Below are 16,892 nucleotides of genomic sequence, written 5' to 3' on the forward strand. Positions count from 1 at the left end.
GAATGAACAGGAAGGAGCGGTTCCCATGGCTGAAATGGCTGTAACGAAGCCGAAAAAGAAAGCAGTTCAAACATCCGCATGGAAACGAATCCATCCTAATGTGATGGTACTCATTTCTCTCATCGTCGGAGTCGTGTTCTGGGCGCTCATTTCGCTCATACCGACGGTAGGTAATATTGTCTCCAATCCATGGACGATTATGAAGACGTTCGTGGACGAACTGACCAGCGGCCGGCTCGGGGCCAATATTTTCGCAAGTATTTTCCGGGTGCTGAGCGGGTTTTTGCTCGGTCTTGTCGTCGCGATTCCGGTCGCTTTCTTGATGGCCTGGTATCGTCCGGTGCGCGGGCTCATCGAGCCGTGGATCCAGTTTTTCCGGACAGTTCCTCCGATCGCGCTGATCCCGCTCGTCATTGTGGCGTTCGGCGTCGGCGAAGGCGCCAAAATTTCGGTCATTTTCGTAGCGACATTCCTGGTGATGGTCATCTCCATTTATCAGGGCGTGCGCAATGTGGACCCGACCTTGATCAAGGCGGCGCGGGTGCTTGGCGCAACGGATAAAGATATTTTCCTGGAAGTCGTCGTTCCCGCTGCGTTCCCGTACATTTTGGTCGGCGTTCGCCTCGGTCTCGCCAGCGCTTGGACGACACTTGTCGCGGCGGAGCTGACGGGAGCTTCGAAGGGTCTCGGCAACATGATCATGGAAGCAGGGCTGTACTTCCGGATGGACATCATCATTCTCGGCATCATCATTATCGGCATTATCGGTTTTGCCATGGATAAAGGCGTACTTTACTTGGAACGGAGGCTGACAGGATGGCAGGAACTGCGCAAATCTTAACCCCGGCGCCAGCGGCAACCGGCGTACCTAAAATTCAAATTTCGGGCTTGCAAAAAGTGTACGCAGGTCGGCAAGGGGACGTCGTCGCTCTGCAAAATGTGAATCTGTCTATCGAACCTAACGAGTTTGTGTGCGTCGTCGGACCGAGCGGCTGCGGCAAATCGACGCTGCTCAACATTATCGCAGGACTGGAGGATGCGACATCCGGCACCGTGCAAGTCGACGGCAAGGACGTCACCGGTCCCGGCAAGGAAAGAGGCGTCGTATTCCAGCAGTACGCGCTCTTCCCTTGGAAAACCGTCATTCAAAACGTTGAATTCGGACTTAAGCTGAAGGGGATGAATAAGAAAGAGCGCCGCGAGAAGGCGGAGTTCTACCTGGAACTTGTCGGACTGAAAGACTTTGCGCATGCGTATCCGAAAGAATTGTCGGGCGGCATGAGGCAACGGGTGGCCATTGCCAGGGCGTATGCCGTTCAGCCTGAAGTGCTTCTGATGGATGAGCCGTTCGGCGCGCTCGATGCGCAAACGAGGGCCCAGCTGCAGGAAGAATTGCTCGCGACGTGGCAGAAAGAACAGAAAACTTGCTTCTTTATTACCCACGACGTCGAGGAAGCGGTCATTCTCGCCCAAAAAGTCATCATCATGAGCGCAAGACCGGGGCGAGTCAAAGAAATCGTCAATGTCGACATTCCGTACCCGCGCAACCAGGAGACAAAGCTTTTGGATCGGTTCTCGGAAATTAAGAACGAGATTTGGGCAAAAGTATACAAAGAATACCTGGAAGTCAAAAAATAAAATCGAAAAGAGGGTTTACGTATGTTCAATAGAACAAAAGCAACGACTAAAGGATTCGCAGTTACGGCAGCGCTTTCTTCCTTGCTCCTTTTGTTAAGCGCTTGCGGCGGCGGTGCGGGCAATGCCAAGGGCAACGCTCCGGCTCCGAGCCAAGGCTCCGCTCCGGCCGCATCGAAAGATTTGGCGAAAATCAATGTCGCTTATATGCCTGACATTCACGGCGCGGCTCCGATCGTCATCGGCGAAGAAAAGGGATACTTTAAAGATGCGGGCCTTAACGTCAACGCCGTCAAATTTTTGAGCGGTCCGCCTGAATTCCAGGCTATGGCGTCCGGCGACATCGATATCGCATATATCGGACCGGGGGCGACTTTCCTTGCCGCTCAAGGCAAAGGAACGATCGTAGCGGTCGACAGCTTGAACACGGGAGACATGGTATTCGCCACGCAAAAGTCCGGCATTAAAGAGTGGAAAGATTTGAAAGGGAAAACCGTCGGAGTTCCGAAAGGTACATCGGGCGAAATGATTTTGAATCTCGGTCTTGAAAAAGCCGGCTTGAAGCCGACGGACGTCAACATCATGAACATGGACGTAGCCGGCGCCGTATCCGCGTTCGTATCCGGCAAGGTCGATGCAGTGGCGATCTGGTCGCCGTATACGGCGGAGATCGAGAAGCAGGTCGGTGCGGATAAAATCGTGAAGCTGGGCGATAATAAGACGTTCTTCCCGGACTACGTGTTCCCGCAAAGCTGGGTCGTCAATCCGAAATTCCTGCAGGAAAAGCCGGAGCTCGTGCAAAAGTTCGTTCAGGCGTGGACCAAAGCCAACGACTACCGGATTAAGAACATCGACGATACTATTAAGATGACAGCCAAGTTTACGCAAGTTCCGGAGGATTCGCTCAAAGTCCAGGTCGGAACGACAGAGTGGATCGACAATGCCAAGCAAGTTTCCTACTTCAACGACGGCACTGTAAGCAAATGGTTTGAGAATCTGGAAAAACTGTTCGTAGCGAACGGCAAACTGACCGAAGTCGTCCCAGGCGACAAATTCGTGAACAAAGATCCTTTCGTGAAGGCAGCCAAATAACAAACCGTAATGAAGGGGAAACGACTCAGTTTCCCCTTTTTATAGTGTGAAACAAATGCGTCATCTGCAGATCCCGGATGAGCCGGATGACTTCCTTCGTCCGGGACTTGCCGAATTTTTTGAGAATGACGTTGATTTGCGATTTGATGGTGGAGATTTCGACGCTGCGTGCTTCGGCAATTTGCGCTATTTTTTGATCCTTGAGCAGTAAATCGATAATTTCCATTTCCGAAGGCGTCAGCTGCGATAAGATGGCCATAATATCGAACATTTTGCTTTGATTGCGGCGGATTCGCGTAAATTCGTTGCGGATTTTATAAGCGATTTCCGGGCGAATTGGAGCGTTGCCTAGCTTTGCGGTGCGGATGCTCTTTACAATTTCGCTTTCCGGAGCCGTTTTCAGGACATAATCGACCGCCCCGGCATCGAAGGCGTTAAAGACGGTTTCGTCGTCCTCATGAACGGTCAGAAAGACGATGCGGACTTGCGGCTGCTCCTCCAAAATTCTTTTGGCCGCGTTGATGCCGTCGTGCTTTACGTCCATTTCAATATCCATCATGATGACATCGGGGTTGCGGGCTTGGGCCAGAAGATAGGCTTCCGTCCCGCTGGCCGCTTGCCCCACCACCTGCAAATCGGGTTCGCGGTCGATCAGTTGAACGAAATGCTCCCTTAGTACCTGCATATCTTCCGCCACAATGACGCGCAAGGTTCCGTCCATGGGGTTCACGTCCTTTCTTTAGGTCTGGTTCATCGCTCGGCATTCAAATAAATCGGAATCAACACCTGAAAGGTGCTGCCGACGCCCGGCCTGCTGTCCACGTGAATGTGGCCGAAGTGCCCGTGAACGATTTGTTTCACGTACGAAAGCCCGACACCCCAGTTTTTGTTCGTATTTTTGCTCGTATAAAACGGATCGAAAATGACGTCCAGGTGCTCGGCTTGAATGCCGGGGCCGTTGTCTTCCACGGTGACGATCAGCCAACTGGCCTCCGTATACATGCGCACGGTCACCTGGCCGTCTTTTTCTTTGCCGATCGCTTCGAAGGCGTTGATGATAATATTGGCCAGCGCTTCGGCAAAATGGGCTTCATCCGCCAATATCATCGGATTGTCCGATGGCTTTACGGCGAGGAAATGAATTCGTTCCGGAATCTGCAGCTTGCCTATGATTTGCTTGAACAATTCATGGGCTTGTACGGGCTTTAACTGCAAATAAGTAGTCTTGAACGATTTATAGAGCTGATCCAGCCGCTGCTGCGTCTCGCCCACGATGGAGGACAATTTCTCCAGGTTCTCGGACATTTCGTTCGAGGAAGCGGCGGGGGTTGCGGCCAACTGGCGCGTTTTGCCCAACAGCAGCTGCATCATAATCAGTTGGTTCTTGATGGCGTGCGTAAACACTCTCGAGCCATATTGGCCGTATTCAGCTTGCGCTCCAAATGCAGATCCGGCTTTCCCAGTTTTTTTTCCACGGCCGTATATCTCCAAATGAACACGATGCTGATCAGGGAGAGAAGTCCGGTGAAAAAGATGCTGATATACCATTCGGTGACCGTAAGCGGCGGATTGTAGTTGGTAAAGTCGGAGTACAGCACGTAATAGGTGCGGATATCCGTCACCTGCAACGGCCCGAGGAAGCCGAGGTAGAAATAAAATAACACCAGCGCAAACACGCCGAGCAAGATGTACTTCACCTGCTTTTTAAGCCATGGAACCGTAATCCGGCGGTACCGCCAAAGCATCAGCCCAATGGAGACCAGACCGGAAACGATCAGCCATCCCCTGGTGATCCAACCGATCGCATACGTCCACTCCGGCTCGATTAATCCGAGGGCCCACCTGTAGACGATCGGATCGTAAAAAATCATATTGGCCAGCGGCAGGATGGTATTGAGCAAATATAATCGCCAGATTTGGCGAAACGGCCGGTAATAAAATAAAGTGATGGACAGCCCGAGTAGGCTGTAAATAAACAACGAACGGCCGACCGTAATGAGGCGGCTGATCGTGTCGATCGAAATCGGAGAATACAGCAGCAGGTTGCGGATGGAATCGGTGAAAAATAATACCGTGTTGATCCGATAGTAAAATCCTCCGTATTTGGCGATGAACAGGATGAGCCCCGACATGCTCAAAAACCAGCCGAACAGGACGAGGCCTGTCCAGTAGGCGGATGGATGCTTGGCCTTCGTAATAAATAAAGAGATGGACGCCGCCATCAGCATAAGAAGTAAGATCGTCATAAGGTTTGATCCTCGTCGTCCGCAATATTTTCTACATGAATTATATGATATTTCTTCTTTTTTTACCGGTAAAGAATGATCATTTTTCGATTTCATCGAAATCATAATTCTTTACGGCGATAAAAACAACCGCTAACGCGGTCGATCATCTCTCGAGCGCCAGCGACTATTGTTCAAAATGATAACAACAACTCGCATATAACGGAGATATCAGGCGAATATTGCAGAATTCCACCTTTTGAATGGATCGAAATAAAGAATCTTTATACCAAAATGAAACAAAGTGAGTTATAATTGAAGCAGTCGGTTGAGAGCGGATAAGACATATCTGGAACGTTAGGAGTGCATTTCAATATGGCTAAAGCTCAGGTCAAACAGCTGTGGGAGATCTTCTGGACGTTTCTCAAAATCGGCCCGGCCACCTTCGGCGGAGGCTACGCGATGATCCCTGTCATTGAAAAGGAAGTCGTGGGGGCAAGACAATGGGTAACTCCGAATGAGATGACCGATGTGCTTTCCATAGCGGGTTCCGCCCCTGGAGGAATCGGAGTTAACGCTTCTGCGTTTATCGGTTATAAGATTGCCGGTATTCCGGGTGCCGCCGCTGCGGTGTTCGGCATTACCTTGCCCACCTTCATGATCGCTTTCATCCTTAGCCTTATTTTTGTACAAATCGAGCACAATCCCAAAATTGCTGCGGCTTTAGAAGGAATTCACGCCGCGATCGTCGGTCTAATTATCATTGCAGCTTTCAAAATGGGGAAGTCGGCCGTCTTCGATAAAACAACGCTCATTCTCATGATCGGTGCCGTCGTTGTTTTATTGACGACCGGGATTCACCCTCTGATTGTGATCTTGTTCGGATTATTCATCGGAATCGTGTGCGTTTCGGCGAAGGAGAAATTGGGGCTCCAGGTAAAGCTGGAGAAGGAAGAAGCGTCTTCAGCCTTCGTTTATCCCGATTATTTTATCGCGGACGGGATTTAAGAAAAAAAGGGGGGGATACCCTATGCTGTGGAGTTTATTTCTTACATTTTTCAAAATTGGACTCATCTCGTTCGGCGGCGGGTATGCCATGATCCCGATTATTCAGCATGAGGTGTCATCCCATCATTGGCTCAGCGACAAGTCGTTCGCCGATGCGGTCGCTTTGGCGGGGATGGCTCCGGGGCCGATAGCTACCAATACCGCAACGCTGATCGGTTATAAGACGGCAGGAGTACCGGGGGCTGCAATCTCTACACTGGGCATGGTTCTTCCATCCTTACTCTTGATGATCCTCATCACTGCCTATTTTTATAAAGTCAGTCGCACCAAATGGGTCAAATCGTCTTTTTACGGCTTGCGCCCGATCGTGACGGGGCTTATTATTTATGCCGCCATCCATTTCGGTTTTTCCGGTATGGGAATGGGAAGCGTAACATGGAAAACGTTGCTGTCGCTTCTGATTACATGCGGCGTCGTGATAGGAGTTATGAAATACAAATTGCACCCGATGGCCGCGCTATTGCTTTCCGGTTTAGTGGGTGTCGTGTTCTTTCAGTGATTGTGCAGGAAATCCGGGCTTCAAAGTTGAATTAATGAAACGACTATCGTTTCCAGAGAAAGCACTGCCGGAACGAAAGTGACGGTCCGGATTCCCGCCGAATCGGCGTTTGCGGAAAAGGACGATGCGTATATAATGGGATAAAAAGACCGATTCTGGTCCGTGTCTCTAAATATGGGTCATGGGCCGGCCGATTTGATTGAAGGAGCTGCGCAAAAGTTCATGCCATCTTCCGCAAACCTTATCCCAATAGGCATCCTCGGGGCCGAAGCAATGGTCGACAGAGTGGTCAAGGTGGCTGCCTCCACCTTCCCTTCGTTCCGTCCGATTCCTCTGCTTTGTCCTAACGAGGAAGAGATATCGCGCATCGCCTTGGAGGCGATGCCGGACATTGAAGTTTTGCTGCTGACGACTCCGGGCTTATATCGCCGGCTGAAGGCGGAAGTGCACTTCGGGAAGCCGGTTCACCATTTGCCCTTGACGGATACCGGCCTCTACAGCGCGCTGTATAGGCTAAGAGCGGATCTGCCAAGCACGGAGCCGGTGCTGACGATCGATTCGTTCTCCAAACAGTCTCTGGCCCGCATTGCGGCGGAAATCGGGGAACGGCGCACGCTGTTTATTTCCTACGACGGACGCACTCATCCGTCCGCGGCCGACTTGGCCGAATTTCACGCTGCAGCTTATCGGTCCGGGCGCTCGCATGCGGCTCTTACGACCGAGCCGGAGGTAGCGTGGGAGCTGCGGCAGCGAGGAGTGCCGCATGAATGGGTGGCGCCGACCGATTCCAATATCGTGGTAGCGCTCGAGCGGGCGCTGCTGGCGACGGAAACGAGGCGCAGCAAGGAGGCGCAAATCGTCGTCGGCATGCTGAGTGTGGACGATTTCGGCAAGCATGTGCAGCTGCGCAGCTCCGAGCACGACATTCAGCGGTTAAAGCTGGATATTCACCGTCTTCTTATCGACTATGTGGAATCGCTCGACGGCTATTTGACTCAGTTAGGAGGAGACGAGTATTTGTTTGTTACGACGCGGGGCATTTTCGAGCGGGAAACCGCAGGATACAAGACGATTCCGCTCGCCCGCGATCTTAACAAAATGCTCGGCTTGTCGCTCAGCATGGGAATCGGCTTCGGACGCTCGGCGAACGAAGCCGGCACCCATGCGCGCATGGCTTTGCACAGGTCCAAGGAAGCCGGCGGCAACACGTGCTTTATCGTGCGGGAAGACGACACGCTGATCGGGCCGCTGGAAATGAGCGATCCGCTCAAGTGCGATCTGTCGCTCACGGACAGCGAGCTGCTGCGCCAAGCGGAGGACGCAGGGATGACTCCCGCGTATTTAAGCAGGCTGCTGGCCGACGCAGCGAGAAGCGGAAAGCTCGACTACGAGGTGCACGAGCTTGCTTCCGTGCTCGATATTACGGTGCGTTCCACGCACCGGCTGCTGCTGCAATGGATCGATCACGAGCTGGTCGACGTTGCCGGTTATGTCAAGGTGCCGAGGGGCAGACCGAAGCAGAAGTTTCGGCTGCGGTTTCTGGAGCGGCATCTCGGGGATAGGGGCCACAACTATACGTAAAGGCGGGGGCGCGAGCTTCCGCCTTTTAATATGTCGATTTAAAGACGATTTAAAGATTTGTCTTTAATACTGCGGGCAAAGTAAGATAAACAATAAGTACCAATTCACTTGAAGGGAGCATGTGGATGAGAACGTTGGAACAGCTGGAGCAAGCGATGACGACGCCATCGTCACGATTGATCGAGGACATGAAGAACATCGAGGGCGACTTGATGCTGCTCGGGGTAGGCGGCAAAATGGGCCCTTCCCTGGCCAAATTGGCGATGAACGCCATAAACGCAGCCGGGGTAAGCAAGAACGTGTACGGAGTTTCCCGGTTTTCCGAGCCGGGTTTAAAGGAGGAGCTTGAGGCGTGCGGGCTGAAGATGATCGCCTGCGACCTGCTTGACGACGCATCCCTTCAAGCGCTTCCCGATGTCAGGAACGTGATTTATATGGCCGGCACGAAATTCGGCACGACAGGCAAGGAGCATTTTACATGGGGGATGAATGCGTATTTGCCCGGAAGAGTAGCGGAAAAATACCGCAATTCCCGCATCGTCGTCTTCTCTACCGGCAATGTGTACCCGCTCTCTTCGGTACATTTGGGAGGAGCGGCGGAAGATGCCGCGCCTGCCCCGGTTGGCGAATACGGCCAGTCGTGCCTTGGGCGCGAGCGGGTCTTTGAATTTTTCAGCCACCGCTACGGGACGCCGATACTGATTTACCGGCTCAATTATGCGATCGACATGCGCTACGGCGTGTTGCTGGAGCTGGCCAAATCCGTAAAGGAGGGCAGGCCGATCGACTTGACCATGGGACATTTTAACTGCATCTGGCAAGGGGACGCCAACGAAATCGCGCTGCGCGCGCTGCTTCACTGCTCAAGCCCGGCGGGCAAGCTGAACGTAACCGGACCGGAAACCGTGGCCGTGCGTTACGCCGCTGCGGAATTCGGCAAAAGGCTCGGCGTCGAACCGCAATTTACCGGCAAGGAAGCGGAGACGGCTCTGCTCAGCAACGCCTCGACATGCATGCAGCTGTTCGGCTATCCCCGCGTTTCCTTGCTGCAGATGATCGACTGGATCGCCGAATGGGTGGAGCACGGCGGAGCGATGATCGATAAGCCGACCCATTTTCAGCAGAGAGAGGGGAGGTTTTAAGATGGCGGCAAGACGCGATTTGACTGCCGAGCAGACGCGGGCGCTGCATGAAGGGCTCGTCATACCGGCGCATCCTCTCGCGCTTCGGGAAGACCGCAGCCTCGACGAGAGAAGCCAGCGCGCCCTGACCAGGTATTATGTTGCTGCGGGAGCGGGCGGCGTGGCGGTAGGCGTGCATTCGACCCAATTCGAAATTCGCGACCCGAAGTTTGGCCTCTTCGAAAAAGTGCTGCGGCTGGCGGCGGAAGAAGTGGATCGGGCGCGGATCGCCAGGCCGTTTCTGAAAATTGCCGGCATTTGCGGGGGAACGGAGCAAGCGTTGGCGGAAGCCGATACCGCGGCCGCACTCGGCTACGACGCAGGACTGCTGAGCATGGGCGGGCTAAGCGGCTGGACGGAGGCGCAAATTCTCGAAAGGACGGCGCGCGTCGCCGAACAGATGCCGGTCGTCGGCTTTTACTTGCAGCCTTCGGTCGGAGGGAGAGTGTTCAGCTTCGACTTCTGGAAGCAATTCGCCGCTATTCCCGGCATCGTGGCGATCAAAATAGCGCCGTTCAACCGCTATCAAACGATCGATGTCGTACGGGCGGTGTGCTGTTCCGAACGGCGCGACGACATCGCACTGTATACCGGCAACGACGACAATATCGTGAACGATCTGCTCACCGTTTACCGCTTTCGGATTGGCGAGCAGACGGTCGAGAAGCGCATTGTCGGCGGATTGCTCGGCCACTGGGCGGTATGGACGCGGAAAGCGGCCCTGCTGCTGGAGGAAATCAAACGGGCGCGCGCGTCCGGCAGCATCGCTCCCGAGTGGCTTACCCGTAACATCGAAGTGACGGACTGCAATGCGGCGTTCTTCGATCCCGCGCACGGTTTTGCCGGCTGCATCCCCGGCATTCACGAGGTGCTGCGCCGCCAAGGCTTGATGCAAGGAACATGGTGTTTGAATCCGCACGAAACGCTGTCGCCCGGTCAGATGGAGGAAATCGACCGCGTCTACCGGGACTATCCCCACCTGCATGACGACGAATTCGTTCGCGCGCATGTGCAGGAATGGCTCGCGGAGTAGCATCCGGGCTGCGACCTGAACTTGGACCTGACACAGGCCCGGGCTATGGCTCGGGCTTGGCCCTGGCCCCGCGCGTCTCTCACGGCGCCACCTGCTTGCGGAATTCGCTCGGCGTAATGCCGCAAAATTTTTTAAACATCCGGTTGAACGAGTTCATGTTCTGATACCCGGCTTTGCGGGCGACATCCTGGATGCGGCAGCCGGATTCCAGCAGCATTTCCTTGGCTTTGCGGATGCGCAAATCGTTCAAGTAATCGATGAAGTTGACGCCGGTTTTTTCCTTGAAATAAGTCGACAGGTAACCGCTAGAGATATTGAGCTTATCCGCGACGATCTCCAGCGTCACGTCCCCGCTGTAATGCTTCTCCACATATTCGATCACGAAGCTCGTAATCGGATCGCGCTCCCCCTTCTTCCGGCCCACGAGCTCGATTGCCGACGCCAGGAAGCCGTCCAGAAACGACGACAGCTGTTCGTAAGTATGGCAGCCGGCGACCTGCTCCCGCAGCCAGGCTTCTTCGCCCAGACAGTGGTGATCGGCTTGCAGAGCCGTCAACGTTTTGATCGTCTTGTAAACGATTTCGTCGGCAAAATGATAATACTGCAGCGCCGACACCGACCGTTTGTGCAGCTGGGCCAGAAACCGGTGCACGATCTGGAGCGTTTCGGCCTTATTGCCGGCTCTCAGATTGACGTCGAACTCCTGCTCCTGCTGCGGCGACAGGGACATCGGCGCCAGCTCCAGCTTGTGATGGCTTTCGATGATTTGCGTCTCGTCGTTCAGCCGGCGCCTTTTGCTGAGCTGGAGCGTTTCCTTGTAGGCATCGGTCATCTGCGCAGCGTTTGTGTAGAAGGAGCTGATCGCTATCGTCACATAGCCGTCGTCTTTATCGAAATCGAGAATTTGCTTCATGCGGCCGATCAGTTCCTTCAAAGCCGGATAGCCGGACTCCTCCAGGAAGGCAAAGCTCAGGATCTGGTTCGATTCGATCTGGAACGTGAGCGATTCCGGATATTGCTGCTTAAGGTAATAATTGATGAACTCCTTCAAATAGTACGCCCAGTTCTGCTCGATCTCTTTCCGGTTCGCGCTCTGCTTCTTGTAGGTCAATTCATAAAAAACGAATACGTACGGCCTGTCGGTGAAATCCATCTCGATGTTGCCGCGTATTTTTTTGACGGCGCTGATGTAGGCGAAGCTTTGCAGCTGCGTCGTTTTGCGGCTCAAATCTTCGTGAATGAGGTTGATTTGATTGCCGAGCTGATTGAATTCGTTGATGCGGCTATGCACCGGAACCCGCGAGTTGTTTTGCTTGATCTGGGCGATGATGCGCCGGATCGGATGATGGAAGCCGAAGCTGAACAGCAGCGACGCCACGATGCTGATTCCGATCGTGATCACGAGCAGGGAGACGAGAGATACGTTCAGCTTCACCTGCGAGGCGATGAACGAGTCGGGGACTACATTCACGTAAGTAAGGCCGGATACCGCACCTTTACGGTAAAAATAATAGTTGTTGTCCTTCTTGACGTACTCCTTCGCGCTGTCGTAGGCCGGCAGCGTCCCGAGGGTGCCGCCCGCGGAGGAGGCGAACAGCTCGCGGCCTTCCCCGTCCAGTATGAAAAAATTGTCGTTGATGGACAGGTGGAACGCCTGGAACATTTTTTTTTACGTCGAGGAAGGCCGCCATATAGAAGTCCGGGGCCCAGTTGTTTTTGACGACGACGGGGAACGCCCGTCCCAGCAAGTTATAATCGTTCACGAAAGGAATATCGTAAAAGTTGGAGGGCGCATAGACGCGGAAATGTTCGTCGCTCTGAAATTGTCCCTGCCAGAAGGCGAGCGGATACTCTTTGCTGGAGTAAAATTTATTGAAGAAGATGCTGTCTTGGGTAAAGGAGCTGGCGTCCAGCACGAGAGAAGCTTTCTTATAATAGATGATCACGTTGTTCAAATATAACCTCGGGTTCGTCGTAATCTGACGAATGTCCTTCACCGTTTTGTCGGCGATTTCGTAATTGACGGAGCGGCCGTCGGCATACATCAGCTGCACGTTTTCGTTGAAATACAGATTCAGCAGCAAGTTTTTGACCAGCTCGAATTCTTTCTCGTAGCTGTCCGTCGTCGCTTTCAAGTTCAGCGTGTTGTACCTGATGACCTCGTCCCGCACTTTGTTTTTGGAGTACGAGAGCGAGAAGTAGGTAAAGGAAACAAGAATGACGATGACGATGAGGAAGCTGGCGAACAGCCGGATGAACAAGGAGTTTGTCGTTGTCCGGATTTTGGGGACGAGATTCGAGAGCGACATAAGTTAGGAACTCACTCCTTCGACAGCTGATGGAAATTCGCTCACCAAAAATTATAACGGATAGCGGTAAGCTTGAGAACGTGCCTTAGGGGGCGAATACTCACCACATTTTCGGAATCTTCACTGTTTTGCAGATTTCTGCAATAGCGTGCAAAAGACGAAATAGTGGGGATAGGCAAGCGCCGGACCGACGCGTACAATCAAGGCATTCCAAGCAACGCGAGCGACACCGGGAGGAGGGGGACACAATGCTGCGGGTCGTCTTGATCGGAGCCGGGAAAATTGCCCACAGCCATCTGCAAGCGATAGCGCAGATTAGCCGGATGCGGGCGGTTGCCGTCGCCGACGTGCAGGAAGAGCGAGTCCGGGAGACGGCAGACCGTTACGGGCTTCGCGCTTATACGGATTACAGGGAAATGCTGGAGCAGGAAAAGGCCGACGTGGCCATCGTCGCTTTGCCCCATTTCCTTCATAAGCAAGCTGCGCTCGACTGCGCCGAAAGAGGCTGCCATATATTTATGGAGAAGCCGATGGCGCTGAACGCCACCGAATGCGACGAGATGATCGCCGCCGCCCGGCGCGGCGGGGTGCAGCTGATGGTCGGCCTGACACAGCACTATTTCCGCGAGAACCGGATGGCCAAGCGAATCGTGCAAAGCGGCGATTTGGGCGCGCTCGTCATGATTAACGACACGCGCCATCAGCATTATTTCGTCGAGTCCAGGCCGGGCTGTTTTGTCCAGGGAGAAAGCCGGAGGCGGCATCATCATGAACCTGGGCGCCCATTCGATCGACAAAATCCAGTGGCTGCTGGACAGCCGCATCCGCACCGTCAAGGCACAGCTAACCTACTATGCGGAGCGCGGAGACGTCGAGGGGAGCGGCAGCATTTTTGCCGTGACGGAAGCAGGGGTTCCGGCCGTTATCGTGCAATCCGGGTACAAAGGGGTTCCCGCTAACGTTACCGACCTGATCTTTACCGAAGGGATGCTGCGCCTTGTTACCGGCCGGGGGCTGTGGATCAGCGAGGCCGGCAGCTACCGCGAGCTGCCGCTCCCCGAGGCGGCGGATCCTTTCGTGCTGCAGCTGCTCGATCTCATCGATGCGATCGACGGAGTTCGGCCGCTGGAATGCTCGGGCGAATATGCCAAAACCGTCAACGAAGTGCTCGCGGGCATTTACCTCTCCCATATGACGGGAAAGGAACAGGCGATTTAGGCCGTTCGAGAAAGGCGGAGCGGAGAATGGGAATGGGGGGCGGAGAGCGAAGCGTGCGCCTTTGAACTCGTGTTCCAACCTAATTTTCGAATTCTTTGGAACGCGAGTTCAACGAAGCCGTAGCCCCCCATTCCCAATTCGCAGCGCAGCCATTCTTCTCGACAGATAGAAACCATATTACGAGGTGATTGACTATGTCGAAAATACGTTTTGCCATCGTCGGCGCGGGGGTCATCTCCCCTTTCCATGCCAGAGCGATCGCCCATCATCCGGAAGCTGAGCTCGTCGCCGTCTCCGACGTCGCCATCGACAAGGCGCGCCAGTTGGCGGGCGAATACGAAATTCCTTACGTATACGCCGATTACGAGGAAATGCTCAAACGCGGCGACATCGACGTCGTGTCCATCTGCGTGCCGAGCGGCATGCACGCCGAAGTTGCGATTGCGGCGGCGCAGGCGGGCAAAAACATGCTGTGCGAGAAGCCGCTGGACATTACCGCCGACAAAATGTCGCGGATGATCGCCGCCGTCCGAACCCATAACGTGAAGCTCGGCTGCGTCTTTCAGCGCCGCATGATGCCGTCGGTGCTGGCGGCGCGGCAGGCGATCGCGGACGGCAAGCTCGGCAAGCTGGTGCTCGGGGACGCTTACCTGAAATATTACCGCAGCCCGGAGTACTACAAGAGTGCGGGCTGGCGGGGCACATGGCAGTGGGACGGCGGCGGCGCGCTGATGAATCAGGGCGTGCACGGCGTCGACGTGATTCAGTATTTGATGGGCGGCGTCGCCTCCGTTTTCGCTTATGCGGCACCCCTGCTGCGCGACATCGAGGTCGAGGATACGGCGGTGGCCGTGCTGAAGTACAAGAACGGCGCTTTCGGCGTCATTCAGGGCACGACGTCCGTTTATCCGAACCAGGAGACGCGCTTCGAGCTGCATGGGGAGAAAGGCACCATCATCGTCGCCGATAGCGGGATCAAGCAGTGGAAGATGCTGGATTCCGGCGAGGAGGCACCGCAGGTGGGCGCGCTGGCCACGATGAGCTCCACGAAGCCGGACGATATGTCTTCGGACGGACACTACATTTTCGTCGACGATATTTTGCACGCGGTAAAGGAAAACCGGGAGCCGCTGGTGAATGGCGAAGAAGCGAGAAAATCCGTCGATCTCATTCTGGCCATTTACGAATCGGCGCGAACGGGCAAGGAAGTCCATTTGGAGTAACCGAAGAAAGGGGTCGTCAAACAATGGAACAGCAACTCAAAATCGGCATAATCGGACTCGATACTTCGCACGTCTCTGCTTTTGCCAAACTGCTTAACGATCCGGCTCAGGAGTATCACGTGCCGGGAGGGCGGGTGGCCGTCGCCTATCCCGGCGGATCGCCCGATTTCGAAATGAGTTGGTCGCGCTTGCCGGGCTTTCAAAAAGAGCTGGTCGACAGCTACGGCGTCAGCATCGTCTCCTCTCCGGAGGAGGTGGCTGAGCAATGCGATGCGGTGCTGCTGCTGTCCGTCGACGGCCGCGTCCATATGGAACAGCTGCGGCGAATCGCCCCTTACCGCAAGCCGGTATTCGTCGACAAGCCGTTCGCGGTGCGCTCCGACGATGCATGCAGCATGGCTGCGCTCAGCACGGAATTCGGCTTCCCGATGATGAGCTGCTCCGCGCTGCGTTATGCCGAAGCGCTTACCGAAGCACTTCATAACGCGGAGCAGGGCGCCGTCATCGGAGCCGACTATTACGGGCCGCTGGACATTCAGCCGACCCAGCCGGGCTTTTTCTGGTACGGCATTCATACCGCGGAGATGCTGTACCGCACGCTCGGCACCGGCTGCCGGTACGTGCAGACGACGACAAATGCGGACCACGATCAGGTGGTCGGCGTATGGGGCGACGGACGTGTCGGGACGATCCGCGGCAACCGCAAAGGAAACAAGACGTTCGGCGGACTCGTGCACCGCGAGAAAGGTACCCAGTTTGTGAACACAGGCGCCTATGCCAAACCGTATTACGCCAGCTTGCTAGAGCGCGTCATGGCGCTTTTCGCAGGCGGCAAGCTCGATATTGCGGTGGGCGAAACGCTGGAAATTATCCGGTTCCTCGAAGCCGCCAACGAGAGCCGCGAAACGGGGAAGGCAGTAGAGCTATGAGCCGGTTCCGCCTGGCCATTTTGACGGACGAGGTATCTCAGGATTTAGGCGAAGCGATCGCTTTCGCCAAGCGATTCGGTATGCAGGCGCTGGAGCTGCGCTCGGTCGGCGACAAGCTGCTGCACCAGATGGAAGAGGACGAAATCGAAAGCATCCGCTCGCTTGTCGAGCGGGGCGGCTTGGCCGTATGCGGCTTATCGGCGCCGATCTTCAAATGCGAGCTTGACCGGGACGAAGAAGTCGAGAGCCACATCGCGATGGCGCAGCGGTATATCGCCATCGCGCAGCGCCTGAACGCGCCGTTCGTGCGCGGCTTCAGCTTTTGGGCGAGAACCCCGTTCGAGGAGGCGCTGCCGCGGATCGTATCGCAGATCAAGCGGATCGCGCCCTATTTCGAGCACGCGGGCATTACGTTCGTGCTGGAATTCGATCCGAGCGTCTATGCCAGCAACGCCCGCAAAGTCGCGCGAATCGTTGACGAAGTCGGTTCGCAGGCCGTGCGAGCGCTTTACGACCCGGGCAACGACATGTGGGACCCGGACGGCGAAGTTCCTTATCCGGACGGCTACGACTACTTGCAAGGCCGCTTGCGCCACATTCATCTGAAGGACGCCGTCAAGACCGCAACCGGAGTAGAGGCGGTGGCGATCGGAAGCGGGCAAATCGATTACCGGGGACTGTTTCGCCGGCTGCTCGATACCGGGTACGACGGTTACCTCGTCTTGGAGACCCATTACCGGCTCCATGCGGCTTTGACGGAGGAGCAGCTGAAGCGTCCGATGGGGCAGTCGTTCTCGGACGGCGGCAAGGAAGCGTCCGAGCAGTGCGTGCGCAGTCTGCTGGCTTTGCTGCGGGAGCTTGGCGCCTGGGCGTGATATAGACATTGGGGGAGGAAAGAA

At 55.0% G+C, this 16,892-nt stretch carries 17 protein-coding genes and 1 pseudogene; 13 read left to right on the forward strand and 5 right to left on the reverse strand.

Translation table 11 applies throughout. The features are described 5' to 3' along the window. The first annotated feature begins 25 nt into the window (after positions 1–25). From SD70_RS14140 to SD70_RS14150, 3 genes are read left to right on the forward strand one after another with little or no spacing between them, the layout of a single operon-like run. Entirely contained in the window at positions 26–841 is an 816-nt protein-coding gene (locus SD70_RS14140; protein WP_197081041.1) for an ABC transporter permease, read from the forward strand. Next, positions 817–1,638, forward strand: coding sequence for an ABC transporter ATP-binding protein (locus SD70_RS14145; RefSeq protein WP_052487425.1), 822 nt, complete (start codon positions 817–819; stop codon positions 1,636–1,638). Before SD70_RS14140 ends, SD70_RS14145 begins: the two co-directional genes overlap by 25 nt. Before the next feature lie 21 nt (positions 1,639–1,659). Then, positions 1,660–2,727, forward strand: a complete 1,068-nt coding sequence (locus SD70_RS14150) for an aliphatic sulfonate ABC transporter substrate-binding protein (RefSeq protein ID WP_052487426.1) — start codon at positions 1,660–1,662, stop codon at positions 2,725–2,727. Positions 2,728–2,752: 25 nt separating this feature from the next. Here the strand turns inward: SD70_RS14150 and SD70_RS14155 are convergent, their stop codons facing one another. Genes SD70_RS14155 through SD70_RS36935 form a run of 3 tightly spaced genes read right to left on the reverse strand, consistent with a single transcriptional unit; the run spans position 2,753 to position 4,973 of the window. Continuing rightward, positions 2,753–3,448: a response regulator transcription factor gene (locus SD70_RS14155; protein WP_041048177.1), complete on the reverse strand. Its 696-nt coding sequence runs from the start codon at positions 3,446–3,448 to the stop codon at positions 2,753–2,755. 29 nt (positions 3,449–3,477) lie between these two features. Continuing rightward, complete coding sequence (locus SD70_RS14160; protein ID WP_041048178.1) at positions 3,478–4,098, reverse strand: sensor histidine kinase; 621 nt, start codon at positions 4,096–4,098, stop codon at positions 3,478–3,480. 2 nt (positions 4,099–4,100) lie between these two features. Further along, on the reverse strand, positions 4,101–4,973 hold the full coding sequence (locus SD70_RS36935; RefSeq protein ID WP_041048179.1) for a hypothetical protein: 873 nt from the start codon (positions 4,971–4,973) through the stop codon (positions 4,101–4,103). Positions 4,974–5,327: 354 nt separating this feature from the next. Here SD70_RS36935 and SD70_RS14170 point away from each other — a divergent pair, with 354 nt between their 5' ends. From SD70_RS14170 to SD70_RS14190, 5 genes are all read left to right on the forward strand, one after another. After that, positions 5,328–5,960 (forward strand): chromate transporter, encoded by a 633-nt coding sequence (locus SD70_RS14170; RefSeq protein WP_041048180.1) that lies wholly within the window; start codon positions 5,328–5,330, stop codon positions 5,958–5,960. A gap of 22 nt (positions 5,961–5,982) precedes the next feature. Next, positions 5,983–6,519 (forward strand): chromate transporter, encoded by a 537-nt coding sequence (locus SD70_RS14175; RefSeq protein WP_041048181.1) that lies wholly within the window; start codon positions 5,983–5,985, stop codon positions 6,517–6,519. 273 nt (positions 6,520–6,792) lie between these two features. Beyond that, positions 6,793–8,100: a hypothetical protein gene (locus tag SD70_RS14180; RefSeq protein ID WP_231571212.1), complete on the forward strand. Its 1,308-nt coding sequence runs from the start codon at positions 6,793–6,795 to the stop codon at positions 8,098–8,100. A 125-nt stretch (positions 8,101–8,225) separates the two neighbouring features. Next, complete coding sequence (locus tag SD70_RS14185) at positions 8,226–9,242, forward strand: NAD-dependent epimerase/dehydratase family protein (protein WP_041048182.1); 1,017 nt, start codon at positions 8,226–8,228, stop codon at positions 9,240–9,242. A gap of 1 nt (position 9,243) precedes the next feature. Next, positions 9,244–10,314, forward strand: a complete 1,071-nt coding sequence (locus tag SD70_RS14190; protein ID WP_041048183.1) for a dihydrodipicolinate synthase family protein — start codon at positions 9,244–9,246, stop codon at positions 10,312–10,314. A 79-nt stretch (positions 10,315–10,393) separates the two neighbouring features. On the opposite strand, the gene SD70_RS39815 is transcribed toward SD70_RS14190, so the two are convergent. Both SD70_RS39815 and SD70_RS38045 read right to left on the reverse strand, forming a co-directional pair. Continuing rightward, positions 10,394–11,467: a helix-turn-helix domain-containing protein gene (locus tag SD70_RS39815; protein WP_331436784.1), complete on the reverse strand. Its 1,074-nt coding sequence runs from the start codon at positions 11,465–11,467 to the stop codon at positions 10,394–10,396. Positions 11,468–11,810: 343 nt separating this feature from the next. Next, positions 11,811–12,623 (reverse strand): hypothetical protein, encoded by an 813-nt coding sequence (locus SD70_RS38045; protein ID WP_041048185.1) that lies wholly within the window; start codon positions 12,621–12,623, stop codon positions 11,811–11,813. A 248-nt stretch (positions 12,624–12,871) separates the two neighbouring features. On the opposite strand from SD70_RS38045, the pseudogene SD70_RS38050 reads away from it, so the two are divergent. The 5 genes and pseudogenes from SD70_RS38050 to SD70_RS33315 form a co-directional block, all read left to right on the forward strand. Continuing rightward, positions 12,872–13,168, forward strand: a pseudogene (locus SD70_RS38050) (Gfo/Idh/MocA family protein); the annotation flags it as partial. Between the two features lie 223 nt (positions 13,169–13,391). Further along, entirely contained in the window at positions 13,392–13,841 is a 450-nt protein-coding gene (locus SD70_RS38055; RefSeq protein ID WP_231571216.1) for a Gfo/Idh/MocA family protein, read from the forward strand. Between the two features lie 194 nt (positions 13,842–14,035). Continuing rightward, on the forward strand, positions 14,036–15,064 hold the full coding sequence (locus SD70_RS14210) for a Gfo/Idh/MocA family protein (protein ID WP_041048186.1): 1,029 nt from the start codon (positions 14,036–14,038) through the stop codon (positions 15,062–15,064). Positions 15,065–15,087: 23 nt separating this feature from the next. Next, positions 15,088–15,993 carry a Gfo/Idh/MocA family protein gene (locus SD70_RS14215; RefSeq protein WP_041048187.1) on the forward strand — a complete coding sequence of 302 codons (906 nt, stop codon included), beginning with the start codon at positions 15,088–15,090 and terminating at the stop codon, positions 15,991–15,993. Beyond that, positions 15,990–16,868: a sugar phosphate isomerase/epimerase family protein gene (locus SD70_RS33315; RefSeq protein WP_052487428.1), complete on the forward strand. Its 879-nt coding sequence runs from the start codon at positions 15,990–15,992 to the stop codon at positions 16,866–16,868. Before SD70_RS14215 ends, SD70_RS33315 begins: the two co-directional genes overlap by 4 nt. The last annotated feature ends 24 nt before the right edge of the window (positions 16,869–16,892 follow it).

This window comes from Gordoniibacillus kamchatkensis, from assembly GCF_000829455.1.
GTDB classification, from domain to species: Bacteria; Bacillota; Bacilli; order Paenibacillales; family NBRC-103111; genus Gordoniibacillus; species Gordoniibacillus kamchatkensis.

Excerpts from the sequence above, each read along its gene's own strand:
- SD70_RS14140 (WP_197081041.1), top strand. The coding sequence starts at position 26 with ATGGCTGAAATGGCTGTAACGAAGCCGAAAAAGAAAGCAGTTCAAACA.
- SD70_RS14145 (WP_052487425.1), top strand. The coding sequence starts at position 817 with ATGGCAGGAACTGCGCAAATCTTAACCCCGGCGCCAGCGGCAACCGGC.
- SD70_RS14150 (WP_052487426.1), top strand. The coding sequence starts at position 1,660 with ATGTTCAATAGAACAAAAGCAACGACTAAAGGATTCGCAGTTACGGCA.
- SD70_RS14155 (WP_041048177.1), bottom strand. The coding sequence starts at position 3,448 with ATGGACGGAACCTTGCGCGTCATTGTGGCGGAAGATATGCAGGTACTA.
- SD70_RS14160 (WP_041048178.1), bottom strand. The coding sequence starts at position 4,098 with ATGATGCAGCTGCTGTTGGGCAAAACGCGCCAGTTGGCCGCAACCCCC.
- SD70_RS36935 (WP_041048179.1), bottom strand. The coding sequence starts at position 4,973 with ATGACGATCTTACTTCTTATGCTGATGGCGGCGTCCATCTCTTTATTT.
- SD70_RS14170 (WP_041048180.1), top strand. The coding sequence starts at position 5,328 with ATGGCTAAAGCTCAGGTCAAACAGCTGTGGGAGATCTTCTGGACGTTT.
- SD70_RS14175 (WP_041048181.1), top strand. The coding sequence starts at position 5,983 with ATGCTGTGGAGTTTATTTCTTACATTTTTCAAAATTGGACTCATCTCG.
- SD70_RS14180 (WP_231571212.1), top strand. The coding sequence starts at position 6,793 with ATGGTCGACAGAGTGGTCAAGGTGGCTGCCTCCACCTTCCCTTCGTTC.
- SD70_RS14185 (WP_041048182.1), top strand. The coding sequence starts at position 8,226 with ATGAGAACGTTGGAACAGCTGGAGCAAGCGATGACGACGCCATCGTCA.
- SD70_RS14190 (WP_041048183.1), top strand. The coding sequence starts at position 9,244 with ATGGCGGCAAGACGCGATTTGACTGCCGAGCAGACGCGGGCGCTGCAT.
- SD70_RS39815 (WP_331436784.1), bottom strand. The coding sequence starts at position 11,467 with ATGGATTTCACCGACAGGCCGTACGTATTCGTTTTTTATGAATTGACC.
- SD70_RS38045 (WP_041048185.1), bottom strand. The coding sequence starts at position 12,623 with ATGTCGCTCTCGAATCTCGTCCCCAAAATCCGGACAACGACAAACTCC.
- SD70_RS38055 (WP_231571216.1), top strand. The coding sequence starts at position 13,392 with ATGAACCTGGGCGCCCATTCGATCGACAAAATCCAGTGGCTGCTGGAC.
- SD70_RS14210 (WP_041048186.1), top strand. The coding sequence starts at position 14,036 with ATGTCGAAAATACGTTTTGCCATCGTCGGCGCGGGGGTCATCTCCCCT.
- SD70_RS14215 (WP_041048187.1), top strand. The coding sequence starts at position 15,088 with ATGGAACAGCAACTCAAAATCGGCATAATCGGACTCGATACTTCGCAC.
- SD70_RS33315 (WP_052487428.1), top strand. The coding sequence starts at position 15,990 with ATGAGCCGGTTCCGCCTGGCCATTTTGACGGACGAGGTATCTCAGGAT.